Annotated in this window: 12 protein-coding genes and 1 pseudogene; 9 read left to right on the top strand and 4 right to left on the bottom strand. The window is 75.2% G+C overall.

Features of this window, described 5'->3' with window-relative positions; all coding sequences use genetic code 11:
• Nucleotides 1-183: 183 nt before the first annotated feature.
• From DMP15_RS05705 to DMP15_RS05740, 8 genes and pseudogenes are all read left to right on the top strand, one after another.
• On the top strand, nt 184-951 hold the full coding sequence (locus DMP15_RS05705; protein WP_337825525.1) for a hypothetical protein: 768 nt from the start codon (nt 184-186) through the stop codon (nt 949-951).
• A gap of 49 nt (nt 952-1000) precedes the next feature.
• Nucleotides 1001-2314, top strand: coding sequence for a glutamate-1-semialdehyde 2,1-aminomutase (hemL, locus tag DMP15_RS05710; RefSeq protein ID WP_253069173.1), 1314 nt, complete (start codon nt 1001-1003; stop codon nt 2312-2314).
• Nucleotides 2315-2316: 2 nt separating this feature from the next.
• On the top strand, nt 2317-2976 hold the full coding sequence (locus DMP15_RS05715) for a histidine phosphatase family protein (protein WP_073576563.1): 660 nt from the start codon (nt 2317-2319) through the stop codon (nt 2974-2976).
• Nucleotides 2973-3581: a TlpA family protein disulfide reductase gene (locus DMP15_RS05720; protein ID WP_073576562.1), complete on the top strand. Its 609-nt coding sequence runs from the start codon at nt 2973-2975 to the stop codon at nt 3579-3581. Before DMP15_RS05715 ends, DMP15_RS05720 begins: the two co-directional genes overlap by 4 nt.
• 86 nt (nt 3582-3667) lie before the next feature.
• Complete coding sequence (locus DMP15_RS05725) at nt 3668-4540, top strand: cytochrome c biogenesis CcdA family protein (protein ID WP_073576561.1); 873 nt, start codon at nt 3668-3670, stop codon at nt 4538-4540.
• Nucleotides 4540-6186, top strand: a complete 1647-nt coding sequence (resB, locus tag DMP15_RS05730; protein ID WP_073576560.1) for a cytochrome c biogenesis protein ResB — start codon at nt 4540-4542, stop codon at nt 6184-6186. The genes DMP15_RS05725 and resB overlap by 1 nt, the downstream gene beginning before the upstream one ends.
• A gap of 6 nt (nt 6187-6192) precedes the next feature.
• Complete coding sequence (gene ccsB / locus DMP15_RS05735) at nt 6193-7149, top strand: c-type cytochrome biogenesis protein CcsB (RefSeq protein WP_073576559.1); 957 nt, start codon at nt 6193-6195, stop codon at nt 7147-7149.
• Nucleotides 7150-8335: 1186 nt separating this feature from the next.
• Nucleotides 8336-9265: pseudogene (locus DMP15_RS05740) on the top strand (MinD/ParA family ATP-binding protein); the annotation flags it as partial.
• A 127-nt stretch (nt 9266-9392) separates the two neighbouring features.
• Here the strand turns inward: DMP15_RS05740 and DMP15_RS05745 are convergent.
• Together DMP15_RS05745 and DMP15_RS05750 are read right to left on the bottom strand one after the other, a co-directional pair.
• Nucleotides 9393-9626 (bottom strand): hypothetical protein, encoded by a 234-nt coding sequence (locus DMP15_RS05745; RefSeq protein ID WP_073576558.1) that lies wholly within the window; start codon nt 9624-9626, stop codon nt 9393-9395.
• 85 nt (nt 9627-9711) lie between these two features.
• Entirely contained in the window at nt 9712-9924 is a 213-nt protein-coding gene (locus DMP15_RS05750) for a BldC family transcriptional regulator (RefSeq protein ID WP_073576557.1), read from the bottom strand.
• 300 nt (nt 9925-10224) lie between these two features.
• Between DMP15_RS05750 and DMP15_RS05755 the strand changes: the two genes are divergently transcribed.
• A complete protein-coding gene (locus tag DMP15_RS05755; RefSeq protein WP_083658839.1) occupies nt 10225-10701 on the top strand; it encodes a DUF4229 domain-containing protein in 477 nt (158 codons plus the stop codon).
• Nucleotides 10702-10781: 80 nt separating this feature from the next.
• Here the strand turns inward: DMP15_RS05755 and DMP15_RS05760 are convergent, their stop codons facing one another.
• The gene (locus DMP15_RS05760; protein ID WP_073576555.1) at nt 10782-11654 is read right to left on the bottom strand and encodes a 1,4-dihydroxy-2-naphthoate polyprenyltransferase; all 873 of its coding nucleotides are present in this window, start codon (nt 11652-11654) and stop codon (nt 10782-10784) included.
• A 178-nt stretch (nt 11655-11832) separates the two neighbouring features.
• Nucleotides 11833-13464, bottom strand: coding sequence for a hypothetical protein (locus DMP15_RS05765; RefSeq protein WP_073576554.1), 1632 nt, complete (start codon nt 13462-13464; stop codon nt 11833-11835).
• Nucleotides 13465-13557 lie beyond the last annotated feature (93 nt).

Here is a 13557-nt window from a genome sequence, read left to right on the forward strand (position 1 = left end):
CGACGCCGCGTCCCGGTTCCGGTTCCGGTTCCGGAGGAACGGCATCGCAGGGCCGCGGAGGCCGGCCGGTGGTGCCGGATCCCGCCGGGTGGTGCCGGGCGGTCGCTCGGTGAGGGGTGAATCGCGGCGCCGGGTACCGCCGAACGTGGCAAACCGGACACCGGCACGGCTACCGTGGAGGTCGTGAGCAGCAACCCGGGACAGCACGACGCCCCGCAGTACTACCGGCCCGGGCCGTCGACGGGGCGCTACCCGCAGTACCCGCAGAACCCGTACCCCCACGGCTGGCACGGCGGCGCCACACCGCCGCCGGCCCCGCAGCAGGCACCCGCCACGCCCGCGCCGCAGCCGGGCACCACCGCGCAGCCGGGCGCCGCGCCGCAGCCGGGGCCCGGGCAGCAGGCCGGGCAGGGCCCGCAGTGGAACACCGCGTCGGGCTGGGGGCCGCCCCCGGCGGGGCTCGGCAGCGGGCCGCAGGGACGTCCGGCCCGGCCGCGTCAGGTGGTCACCGCGCTGGTCGCGCTGGTCGCGGCGGCGCTGCCGTTCGTCGTCATGGGCATCGGCGCGATGTTCGCGACGATCAACGACGCGGTCCTCAACGACACCGGGCTCCCGCGTGCCGACATCGACGCCGCGCTGGCCCAGACCGGTCTGACGATGGATCAGCTCACCCAGTTCGTGCGGGTGATGGGCGGGGTCTTCCTCGTCCTGGCGCTGGTGTGGATCGCGCTGGCCGTCGTCGCGTTCCTCGGGGCCGGTGGTGCCCGGATCGCGCTGGCCGTGCTGGCCGGCGTCTACGGGATCCCGCTCCTGCTGCTCATGGCGCCGACGATCCCGCTGTTCGCGGTACTCGTCGTGGCGCTGTCCGTCGCCGGGGTCGCGCTGCTGTTCGGGCGCCCGGCGAAGGAGTGGTACGCCACCCGCAAGCTCGGGGCCGCGAGCCGGTCCTGACACCGGCTGCGAGACTGGGGATGTGAGCACCGGAAGCGCAGGGACCGCCGTGAGCAACCCGGAACCCGAGGAGTCCGCCCGCCTCTTCGAGCGGGCGACCGAGCTGATCCCCGGCGGGGTGAACTCCCCGGTACGGGCGTTCAACTCGGTCGGCGGCACCCCGCGGTTCATGGTCTCGGGTGAGGGCTGCCGCCTCACCGACGCCGACGGCGCCACCTACGTCGACCTCGTCTCCTCCTGGGGGCCGATGATCCTGGGGCACGCGCACCCGGCCGTCGTCGAGGCGGTGCGGTCCGCGGCGTCGCAGGGGCTGTCGTTCGGCACCCCGACCCCGGGCGAGATCGACCTCGCCGCCGAGATCGTCGACCGGACCCCGGTCGAGCAGGTCCGTCTGGTCAATTCGGGCACCGAGGCGACGATGAGCGCCATCCGGCTCGCCCGCGGCATCACCGGCCGCACGGTGATCGTGAAGTTCTCCGGCTGCTACCACGGCCACGTCGACGCGCTGCTCGCCGACGCCGGCTCCGGGATCGCCACCCTCGGCCTGCCGACCAGTCCGGGCGTCACCGGCGCCCAGGCCGCCGACACCGTGGTGCTGCCCTACAACGACCTCGACGCCGTCCGCCGGGTCTTCGAGCAGCGCGGCGCCGACATCGCCTGCGTGATCACCGAGGCCGCCGCGGGCAACATGGGCGTGGTACCGCCGGTCGAGGGCTTCAACGCCGGGCTGCGCGACCTGTGCCACGCGCACGGCGCGCTGCTGGTGATCGACGAGGTGATGACCGGGTTCCGCGCGTCGCGGCAGGGCTGGTTCGGCTGCGACGGCGTCGCGGGCGACCTCTACACCTTCGGCAAGGTCATGTCCGGCGGGCTGCCCGCGGCCGCGTTCGGCGGGTCGGCGCAGCACATGTCGTACCTGGCCCCGGCCGGGCCGGTCTACCAGGCGGGCACGCTGGCCGGGAACCCGGTCGCCGTCGCCGCCGGGCTCACCACGCTGCGCCACGCCGACGACGCCGCCTACGCCACCCTGCAGTCCCACGCCGACCGGATCGGCGCGCTGGTCACCGCCGCGCTGGACCGGGAGGGCGTCGCCCACACGATCCAGTACGCGGGCACCATGTTCTCCCCGTTCTTCACCGCCGACCCGGTCACCGACTACGCGGGTGCGAAGGCCGCCGAGACCTGGCGCTACCCGGCGTTCTTCCACGCGATGCTCGACCACGGCGTCTACCTGCCCCCGAGCGCCTTCGAGGGCTGGTTCGTGTCCACCGCGCTGGACGACGAGGCGTTCGAGCGGATCGAGACCGGCCTGGCCGCCGCCGCGCGGGCCGCGGCCGCCGCCACCCGTCCGGACGGGGCCTGAGCATGGGTGACCGGACCAGCCCGCCCGCATCGGGACCGGTGACCGTGGTGCACGTGCTGCGCCACGGCGAGGTGCACAACCCCGAGGGCGTCCTCTACGGCCGCATCCCCGGCTACCACCTGTCCGACCACGGCCGGGCCCAGGCCAAGACCGTCGCCGCGTACCTCGACGGCAACGACGTCGCCGCCGTCGTCGCGTCGCCGCTGCAGCGCGCCCAGGAGACCGCCCGCCCGATCGCGGACGCCCACGGCGTCGACATCCACACCGAGGAGGGCCTGATCGAGTCCGGCAACCTCTTCGAGGGCAAGCGGTTCGGAGTCGGCGACGGCGCGCTCAAGCGCCCGCAGGTGTGGCGGCTGCTGCGCGACCCGTTCACCCCGTCCTGGGGCGAGCCGTACCTCGCGATCGCGCACCGGATGCTCGGCGCCGTGCACGCCGCGCGGGCGCTCGCACCCGGCCGCGAGGTCGTGTGCGTGTCCCACCAGCTGCCGATCTGGACGCTGCGCCGCTACCTGACGGGCCGGCAGCTCTGGCACGACCCGCGCCGCCGCCAGTGCGCGCTCGCCTCGCTGACCAGCATCGAGTTCACCGGCACCCGGATGACCGGGCTGCGCTACGCCGAGCCGGCCGGCCCGAGCGGCGCGATGGTGACCGGGGCATGAGGCGCCTGCTGCCCGCCCTGCTCGGACTGCTGCTGCTCGTCGCCGGGTGCGGCGTCGGCCGCGACGCCGCGGGCGGGGGACCCGGCCAGGACTTCCAGTTCGTCGCCCCGGGCGGCCAGGTGCGCATCACCTACGACCCGCCGGAGAGCCGTCAGCCGATCACCGACCTGCGCGGCGAGAGCCTGCTGCGCGAGGGCACCCAGGTCGGCATCGGCGACTTCCCCGACACGGTGCGGGTCATCAACATCTGGGGCTCCTGGTGCGGCCCGTGCCGGACCGAGGCCCCCGAGCTGCAGGCCGTGGCCGAGGCGGCCCGGGGCAAGGCCGTCGTCCTCGGGATCGACGTCCGCGACGACCGGCAGGCCGCCCTGGACTTCGTGACCGACCGCGGCATCACCTACGACTCGATCTACGACGCGCCCGGCCGCACCCTGGCCCGGCTCGACGGCTACCCGCGCAACGTCGTGCCCTCGACGATCGTGCTCGACCGCGACGCCCGGGTGGCCGCGGTGTTCCTGGTCCCGGTCGGGAGCTCGGACCTGCTGCCGCTCATCACCCGGCTCGCCGCCGAGCCGAGGTCCGGTTCGTCCGCTGACCCCGGGTGACCGCGCGGGCGCGCCCCGCCCGGTGAACTACACGCTGTAGAACCCGCCGCGCGGCACCGCGAGCAGGGCTTCTACCCTGGGATGCGATGGACGCGACGACGACGCTGGCGATCTCGGGGCCGCTGCTGCTCGCAGTGCTGGTCTCGGTCGCCGCGGGGCTGGTGAGCTTCGCGTCGCCGTGCGTCGTCCCGCTGGTCCCCGGCTACCTCGCCTACCTCGCCGGGCTCGTCGGCGCGCAGTCCCCGCCGGTCACCCCGGCCGAGGCCACCGAGCGCGCCGCCGCCCGCCGGGGCGGGACCGCGACCGCGCCCGCGGACGGTGTGCAGGACGGCGTCGCGGGGGCCGCCGCCGTGACCGCCGCGCCGGCCCGGGACGACGCCCGCTGGCGGGTCGCCGGGGCCGCACTGCTGTTCGTCGGCGGGTTCACCGTCGTGTTCGGCGCGATCATGGTCGGCGTCGTGTGGCTGTCCGACGTCCTCATCGACAACGAGGCGCTGCTGCAGCGCATCGGCGGCGTCGTGATGATCGTGATGGGGCTGGCGTTCGCCGGTGCCATCCCCGCGCTGCAGCGCGAGTACCGCTCGCACTGGACGCCGCGGGCCGGTCTCGCGGGCGCCCCGCTGCTGGGCGCGGTCTTCGGCCTGGGCTGGGTGCCCTGCATCGGGCCGACGCTGGCCGGGGTGGTCGCCGTCGCCGCCGGTACCGGGGGCGGCTCGGTGCGCGGGATCGTGCTGATCCTGGCCTACTGCGCCGGGCTCGGTATCCCGTTCGTGCTGATCGCGCTGGGCGCGACCCGGGCGGTCCGCGCGCTGGGCTGGCTGCGCCGCCACACCCGGGCGGTGCAGATCGCCGGGGGAGTGCTGCTGGTACTCGTCGGGGCGCTGCTGGTGTCCGGTCTGTGGTCCCAGTGGCTGGTCAAGCTGCAGGTCTCGATCGCCGGATTCACCCCGCCGATCTGATGAGCTCCCCGCCCGACGCCCCGCCGCAGCCGTCCGTGTCGACACCGGACGGCGTGCCCCCGTCGTCGCCGCGGCCCGGGCCGCTCGCCCGCGCGCTGGCGTTCCTGCGCAACACCTGGCGCGGGCTGACCAGCATGCGCACCGCGCTGGTCCTGCTGTTCCTCCTCGCGCTGGCCGCGATGCCCGGGGCCCTGCTGCCGCAGCGGTCGCTGAACGCGTTCCTCGTCGAGGACTTCTACCGCGACAACCCCGCCGTCGCGCCGGTGATCGACGCGGTCGGCGGGTTCGAGGTGTTCGCGAGCCCGTGGTTCGCCGCCATCTACCTGCTGCTGATGATCTCGCTGGTCGGCTGCGTGTTCCCGCGCACCGGCGAGTACCTGCGCTCGATCCGCCAGCCCCCGGTCATGACCCCGCGCAACCTGGCACGGCTGCCGCACCACGCCGAGGGCGACACGACCGCGGGCGTCGACGACGAGCTGGCCAGGGCGCGGCGGCTGCTGCGCGGCTGGCGCACCGTGGAGCGCACCGAGGACGACGGCTCCCGCACGATCTCGGCGGAGAAGGGGTTCCTGCGCGAGACCGGCAACCTCGTCTTCCACCTCAGCCTGATCGGCATCCTGCTCGGCCTGGCCGGCGGCAAGATGTACGGCTACGAGGGCGACGTCATCGTCCGCGCCGACGGCAGCGAGTTCTGCAACAGCTCCATCCTCGGCTACGACAGCTTCCGCGCCGGGCTGCGCGTCGACGGCACCGACCTCAACAACTTCTGCGTGAAGGTCGACCGGTTCGACGGCACCTGGCTGCCGAACGGCCAGCCGTCGACCTTCGGCGCCTCGGTCGGGTTCCAGACCGGGCAGGACGTCCGCGACGGCGTCAGCACCTGGCGCCCCGACGAGATCGCGGTCAACCACCCGCTGCGCACCGACGGCGACCGGGTCTACCTGACCGGCTACGGCTACGCACCGGAGTTCACGGTGACCTGGCCGGACGGGCAGAGCCGCACCGGTGAGGTGCAGTGGCGCCCGGTCGACCAGTCCGGCACCCAGCTGTCGGAGGGGGCGACGAAGTTCGAGCGCCCCGGCATCACCGACCCGGAGCAGCGGCGCACCACGCAGCTCGCCGTCACCGGGACGTTCGCACCGACCGGCGCGGTCGACCCCGAGGGCACGCTGGTGTCGGTGCACCCGGACCTGCGCTCGCCGACCGCCGACGTCGACGTGCTCCTCGGTGACCTCGGCATCGACGACGGCCGAGGCCAGTCGATCTTCAGCGTCGACCAGAGCAAGATCGACGACGGCGAGCTGCGCTCCGTCGCGACGGCGCGGCTCGGGATCGGCGACACCACACGGCTGCCGGACGGCACGGTCGTCCGGTTCGACGGTGTGACCCCGTGGGTGAACCTGCAGGTGGGCCACGACCCCGGCCAGTCCTGGGTGCTGGCCGCGGCGGTACTGATGGTCGGCGGCCTCGCGCTGTCGCTGTCGGTCACGCGTCGCCGGTTCTGGGTGCGGGTGTCCCCGCGCGACGGCGGGGGCGGTCACATCGCCCTCGGTGGTCTGGCCCGGACCGACCGGGCAGGCTACGGCGAGGAGTTCGACCGGCTCGCGACCGAGCTGCTCGACCCGACGGACAAGAAGGACGGTTAACCCGAGATGCTCGTCGACCCGACCACCGCGATGTGGAGCGACCGCCTGTTCCAGGCGACGCTCGTCGTGCTGCTGCTGGCACTGGTGTTCGCGTCGCTGGAGTACGCGGCCCGGCGCGTCGCGCGGGCCGCCGCCCGGAACGAGGAGCCCGCCCCGGTGGGGGCCGGGTCCACGGCGGTCGCGGCGCCCGAGGAGCCCCCGTCCGACGACGGCCGCCGCTCCCGTGCCGACCGCTACGGCCGGATCGGCATCTCGCTGATGGTGCTGGCGGCCCTGACCCACCTCGGGTCGATCGTGCTGCGCGGCTTCGCCGCCTACCGGTGGCCGCTGGGCAACATGTACGAGTTCACCTCGGCGCTGTGTCTGATGGCCGTCGGGGCGTGGCTGGTGCTCGTGCGCCGGCACCCGGGTCTGCGCCCGGCCGGGGTGTTCGTGCTGACGCCGGTCGTGCTGCTCATGTTCGTCACCGGCACCGTGCTCTACCTCGACGCGGCGCCGGTCGTCCCGGCCCTGCAGTCGTACTGGATCATCATCCACGTCACGACGATCACGCTGGCGTCGGGCCTGCTGCTCGTGCCCGGTGTGGCGAGCCTCCTGTTCCTGGTCAAGCGGAACGGGAAGCCGGCGTCGTGGGCCGCGAAGCTGCCGTCGGCGGAGTCGCTCGACCGGCTGGCGTACCGCGTGACGGTGCTCGCGTTCCCGCTCTACACCTTCGGCATCATCACCGGAGCGGTGTGGGCCGAGGCGGCCTGGGGCCGGTTCTGGGGCTGGGACCCGAAGGAGACCGTGGCCTTCGTCGCGTGGGTGCTCTACGCCGCCTACCTGCACGCCCGGGCCACCGCGGGGTGGAAGAACTCCGGTGCCGCGGCCTGGATCAACACGGCCGGCTTCGCCACGATCGTGTTCAACCTGTTCTTCATCAACATGGTGGTGGCCGGACTGCACTCGTACGCGGGGGTGTGAGGCGCCTCGACCACCGGGTTCCGCGCGGCTACCGTCGTTTCCCGTGAGTGAGAACGGTTCCGGCGAGCAGCCCGACGGGTCGGTGGGCCGCTACGTGCGGGAGCGCTGGGCCACGACGGAGTCCCCCGGCCGGTCCTTCGGACGGCGCAGGCGGACCGGCGGTGACGACGCTGCGGAGCCGGTTCCGGAGGCCGGCGCCACGCCGCCGCGGACCCCGTCGGCCGCCGAACGCGCCGCGTCGGCGCCCGCCCCGGGCCGCGCCGCCATCGGGACGCAGACCCCGCCGGCGGGCTCGGCGTGGGGCAGCGAGCTGCCCGAGATCGACGACGACCTGGTCGACGAGATCGACCCGTCCACCCCGCCGCACGGGACGGACCTGTCCGCCCTGCGCGAGACCCCGCGCCCGGCCTCCTCCAGCACCGCGACCGTCGCCGAGCCCGACGACGAGCCCACCCCGGCCTCCGTGGGCGACCCCCGGCACCGCCGCGACGACGCGGCCCCGGACCCGGCCGTGCAGGACCACGGCCCCGACGACACCGGTCTCTACCGCGCCGCGGGTGCCGACCCCGAGCCGTGGTGGGCCGTGCCCGCCTCCGCGGTGCCCGACGACGACCCCGACGCGGACCTCATCTGGCGCGCCGCGGGCCGCGCGGCCGACGACACCGGCGACCGCGACACGACCCCCGGGTACTCCCCGGACGGCGACGCGGCCCCCGGGTACTCCCCGGACGGTGACGCCCCGGTCCCCGGGCACCCGCCGGACGGTGGCGCCGTGGGCCCGGACCTCCCGGACCGCGCCACGGCCTCCGGGGACGGCTCCCCGGGGCGCACCGCGACCGCCGGGTACGACGACGCGCCCGTGTCCGCCGATCCGCCGCACTCCGACCCCGCCGCTCCGGCGCCCACGGATCCTGCGGGGCCGGTGCACGCGGGTCACGGCGGCCGCGGGGCCCGGACCGGCACCCCCCGGACGGAGCGCTCCCGCGACGACCGTTCCCGCGACGACCGGCGCCCCCGCCAGGGGGACCGTCCCTGGCGCGCGGCCTGGGACGACGAGTCCGCGGAGACCGGCCCCCAGCGCACCCTCACCCCGCCGCGCGGCCGCCCGCAGACGGGGGTGAAGCGGCCCCGCTGGACGGCCCCCGAGGCGATCGAGGCCCGGGCCGCTCAGCACCGCCGCGGCGACGAGCCGCACGGCGGGCTGGACCTCGCGCCCTCGCGCACGGGGCACGGCAGCGCGGGCCGTCCGCCGGCGAGCGGGTGGCGTCGCTGGGTCTACGTGCTCACCGGCGGACTGGTGAACCCGGGGGAGAGCCCCGCGGAGCTGCACCGGCGCGACCTCGTGGCCCGCGCGAACCGGCCGCTGATCAGCTCGCACAAGATCGCGATGCTGAGCCTCAAGGGCGGGGTCGGGAAGACGACGGTCACCGCGACCCTCGGGGCCACGTTCGCGTCGCACCGTGGCGACCGGGTCGTGGCCGTCGACGCCAACCCCGACCGCGGCACGCTGAGCCAGAAGATCCCGCTGGAGACCACCGCGACCGTCCGCCACCTGCTGCGCGACGCCGACCGGGTCCGCCGCTACAGCGACGTCCGCGCCTACACCTCACAGGGCGTGTCCCGGCTCGAGGTGCTCGCCAGCGAGCAGGACCCGGCGGTGTCGGAGGCGTTCAGCGAGGACGACTACCGGCGCGCGGTCGACCTGCTGGAGCACTTCTACAACCTGGTCCTGACCGACTGCGGTACCGGCCTGATGCACTCCGCGATGTACGGCGTGCTGGGGATGGCCGACCAGATCGTCGTCGTGTCGTCGGGCTCGATCGACGGCGCCCGCAGCGCCTCGGCCACCCTGGACTGGCTCGACGCCCACGGCTACGGGGCGCTGGTCCGCAACGCGGTCGTCGTCATCAACACCGTCTACCGGCGTGCCGGTGGCGGGGTGGACCTCGACCGCGTCGCCGAGCACTTCTCGGGACGGTGCCGGGCAGTGGTCAAGGTGCCGTTCGACCCGCACCTGGAGGAGGGCGCGGAGATCGACCTGGAGCGCCTGGAGGAGACGACCCGGACGGCGTTGCTGGAGCTGGCGGCGGCCGTCGCCGACGGCTTCCCGGTCTGATCCCGGGCCGCGACGGTCCCCGTCGCCGCCCCGGACGTGACCGGAGACACCGAAGGGCGGTCCGCCCGGTGGGTGGACCGCCCTTCGGTCAAGGCGTGTCGGGGAGGTGCCGGCCGGCGCGACCCGCTCAGGAACGCTCGGGCGGGTCCTCCTGGTCACGCACCTTCTCGTCGAGTTCGCGCAAGAAGTCGGGGTCGTCGTCGGGGCCGGTCGCGCGCGGCTTCTCGGCCCGCTGGCCCGACGACCAGGGGAACTCCGCGCGTGGGATGCGATCGGAGACCACCTGTTCGGACCGCAGGGTCCGCACGAGCAGCACCGCGACCACGGCCGCGCCGACGAGAAGGATCAGGAAGAACAACATCAGGCCACCTCCGCTGTCCAGCGTAGCGAAGGTGGCCTGACGTACGGGTGAAGTCGAGACCCTCACCCCATGTGTGCCCTCCGGATCAGCGGAGACCGGTGTTCGCCTCGCTGGTCAGGTCGGCCAGCAGGCCACGGACCTCGGACTCGCGGAACCGACGGTGGCCGCCCGGCGTACGGATCGAACCGATCCGCCCGGCCGAGGCCCAGCGGGTCACGGTCTTGGGGTCGACGCGGAAGAGCGTGGCCACCTCACCCGGGGTGAGGAGACGCTCGGGTGCCTGAGTCGGAGCTGCCATGGGGATCCTCCCGAAGTGCACGTGGAGTATGTGTCACGGTGCTCGCCGGAGGCATCCGGCCGGGTACCGCTCTCGGTTTCCGGGCCATCGTGACACCTCAGACCCCGGGTACTCGAACGGTGTTCTGTGAGTAAAGGGTTCTTAAAGGGCAAAGCCGGTGAAAGCCTCGAACCGGACAGTCGGGGACGGCCGGGGAGGGACCGCCGCCCGGGCGGGTGGTCGCGATCCGGACGTCCGGGACGGGGGCGGGTGGAACCGGGCAGCCGTGATCCGGCCGGTCCGGCCCGTACCCTGGAGGTCATGACGTCTCCGACCCCGCCGCAGGCCGCGGCGCGGGAGCGCGCCGGTGAGCCCGGGCTGGCCACCACGGTGGCGCTCTACACGCTCGCGCGGCTCGGTCTGCTCGCCGTGCTGACGGTCGTCCTCGCGCTGATCGGCGTGCCGTGGCTCGTCGCGCTGCTCGTGGCGCTCGTCGTCGCACTGCCGCTGTCGATGGTGCTGTTCCGCGGGCTGCGGGAGCGGCTGGACCGGGCGATCGCCGCGTCGACGGCCCGCCGGTCGTCCGAGCGGGCGTCGCTGCGGGCCCAGCTGCGCGGCGACGTCGGCCCGCCGCCGTCCCCGGACACGCCCGCCGCGCCCGCGTCCCCGGGCGCCCCCGCCGCGCCGTCCGCGTCGTCGACCGTCGCGTCCCCGCCTGCCGCGGCCGGTGCGGACGGCGCCGAGGTGCCGGGCGGGTCCGACCCGGTCCCGTCGGAGGGCGACGGCCCGACCCGCTGACGGTCCGGGCCCGGTCCGACGTGGGGCGGGGCGGATCGCCCAGGGGCGCGTCGGCGGGAGGTGCGCGGTGACGTGAGCGCTCAGCCGAACGCGAGCCCGACCGCCGCCGCGACGCCCCAGGCCAGCAGGAGCAGGCCGGTGTCCTTGAGGACCGGGATGAGCGCGGGGCCCTGTGCCCCGCCGAGCACGATCCGCACCGGCCGCACGGCGGCGGGCAGCGCGAGCAGCGCCACCAGCAGGCCCGGCCGGTCGAACGCGGCACCGACCGCGACGACGAACGGCACCAGCACCAGCGCGAGGTAGAGCATCCGGGTGCCGTGGTCCCCGAGCCGCACCGCGAGGGTCCGCTTGCCGACGACCCGGTCGCCCGGGATGTCCCGCAGGTTGTTCGCGACCAGCACCGCGCACGTCAGCAGCCCGACACCGGCCGCGGCCCCGACGGCGGCGGCGTCGACGCGCCCGGCCTGGGTCAGCATGGTGCCCAGGACCGCGACCGGGCCGAAGAACACGAACACCGCGACCTCGCCGAGCCCGGCGTAGCCGTAGGGCCGCGAGCCGCCGGTGTAGTACCAGGCGCCGACGATGCACAGCGCCCCGACGAGCAGCAGCCACCACTGGCCGGAGACCGCCGTGAGCACCAGCCCGGCGACGGCGGCGACCCCGAAGCAGGCGAACGCCGCGGCCTTCACCGTGGCCGGTTCGGCGGCTTGGGAGCCGACCAGACGCTGGGGGCCGACACGGTCGTCGTCGGTGCCGCGGATGCCGTCGGAGTAGTCGTTGGCGAAGTTCACCCCGATCACCAGCGCGACCGCCACCAGGACGGCGAGCAGCGCGGAACCGGGGGCGAGGGCGCCCGCGCCGAGCGCGGCGCCGGTCCCGACGAGGACGGGGGAGATCGCGGTGGGGAGGGTGCGCGGCCGCGCACCCTCGACCCACTCTGCCGTGGTGGCCACCCCGGCAACCTATCCCGCCGCGCCGCCGTGCGACGGAACCGTCCCACGGCACGGCCACACCCCTGCGCCGGTCGGCACACCCGTTGCAACAGGTGTGCGGACCGGCAAAGGGGTGTGGTTGTCCATGCCAGGTCCGGGGACGCACCTGTGCTGCGGTGCGACGGGGCCGGGAGGGCGGTCAGGAGGTGCCGGAGGGGGCGCGCTGGGCGGAGCCGGGGCTCACCCGGGCGGCCTGGCTGTCGCCGTCGGGGGCCTCGGCCGCGGGTGTGGGCGCGGCGGTGGACCCGGGTGAGGGGGTGCCCGCCGTGGCCCCGCCGGCGGTCGGTGTTCCGGCTCCCGGCCCCGTCGCCGCGGACGGCGTCGGGGAGGACGGTGCCGGCGCGGACGGGGCGGCACCGGACGGTGCGGTGGGGGCGGCCGGGACCGGAGCCGGCGAGCTGCCGACCGCGGCGGAGGCGTCGGGCCCCGCGGGAGCCGCGGAGGTGTCGGGCGCCGGGGGAGCCGCGGGAGTGCCGGGCGCCGACGGAGCGGCGGAGGCGTCGGGCGCGGTGGGCGCAGCGGGCGAGGGTGCGGTGGGTGCGGACGGGGCCGCCGCGTCGCAGGCCGGGACGTCGCCCGGCAACCCGGTGAACGCCGTCGCCGGCAGGTACTGGCCGTCGCCGATCCGGACGAACGCGCCGGAGGTGCACTGCACCGGCACCTCGGTGGCGTCGACGGCGATCCCGACCGACTCCGCGCCGGCCTCGGGCCGGGCAAGGATCGGGATGTCCGGGGTGCCCTCGGTGCGGATCGCGGACAGCCGCTGCGACCCGGTCCACAGGTAGTCGACCTGGACCTGCGAGTTGTCCTTCAGGCCGAGGACGTCCCAGAAGATGCCGTCGCCCAGGTCGATGCCCGCCGGGTTGGCGACCCGGCGCCCGAACTGGTCCTTGCCGCCGTTGTGCCCGTTGCGTGCGGCCGCGGCCTGCGGCACGCCCTGGGGCAGGTCCTTCCACATCTCCCGCTGGTTCGACGGGTTCCAGTAGTCGTCCTTGGTGTTCCACGGGCCGATGTCCCAGACCGGGGCGATCGCGCAGCGTCCGTTGGGGGCGCAGACCTTGACCGAGTAGTCGGTCTTGCCGTTGGCCGAGAGCGCCCGGCGCGAGGGCAGCGCGACGAAGCGGTCCCGGTTGACGATCTTGTGGCCGTTCGCGGTGGTGCCGCCGACGAGCCCCTCGCGGGTGGCGAACACCGAGTAGCTGCGCGGAGCGGCCTCGGTGACCGGCTCGCTCTCGGCGCCGGAGCCGGGCGTCGCGGTGAGGGTGAGCTCCCGGACGGTCGGGTCGGCCGCGCCGGTGGCGGTGAGGATCAGGCGTCCCTGCACCTCGGTGACGGCCTCCGGCAGCTCGGTGCGGGAGTCCTGGGCGGGGATCCACTCGGTCCAGCCGCCGCCCGCCCGCTTCCCGCGGACGTCGACCGACGCCGTCGAGCCGGGCGGGGTGTCCGCGACGAGCCGGGAGTCGATCTCCCGGGTCGGGGTGTCCAGGGTGCGCGGCGCGAGGGTCAGCAGCCCGGTCGGGACCACCTCGGCCGGGTCGGCGGAGGACTCCGTGGCCCCCTCGTCGGCCGGGGCCCCGAAGGCCGTCGACCGGTCGAACCGGGCCCCGTCGGGCGAGACGACGACACCGTTGCCGCTGCCCTCGCTCAGCTCCGGCTGCCACGTCGTGCCCGGCTCGTCGGCCATCGCCGGGACCGTGGCGGCGGCACAGAGCGCGCCGGTCGCGGCGAGCAGACCGATGGCCCGCAGCCCGGCCCGCGTGATGCTGCGCATGGACAACCCCCGCTGATCGCTGTGACTCGTGTGACGACGGGGAGCCCTGTGATGGGTGAGGGCTCTGTGCCGCCAGTGGTCGAAGCACACTCG

This window comes from Pseudonocardia sp. UM4_GMWB1, from assembly GCF_017312155.1.
GTDB lineage: Bacteria > Actinomycetota > Actinomycetes > Mycobacteriales > Pseudonocardiaceae > Pseudonocardia > Pseudonocardia alni.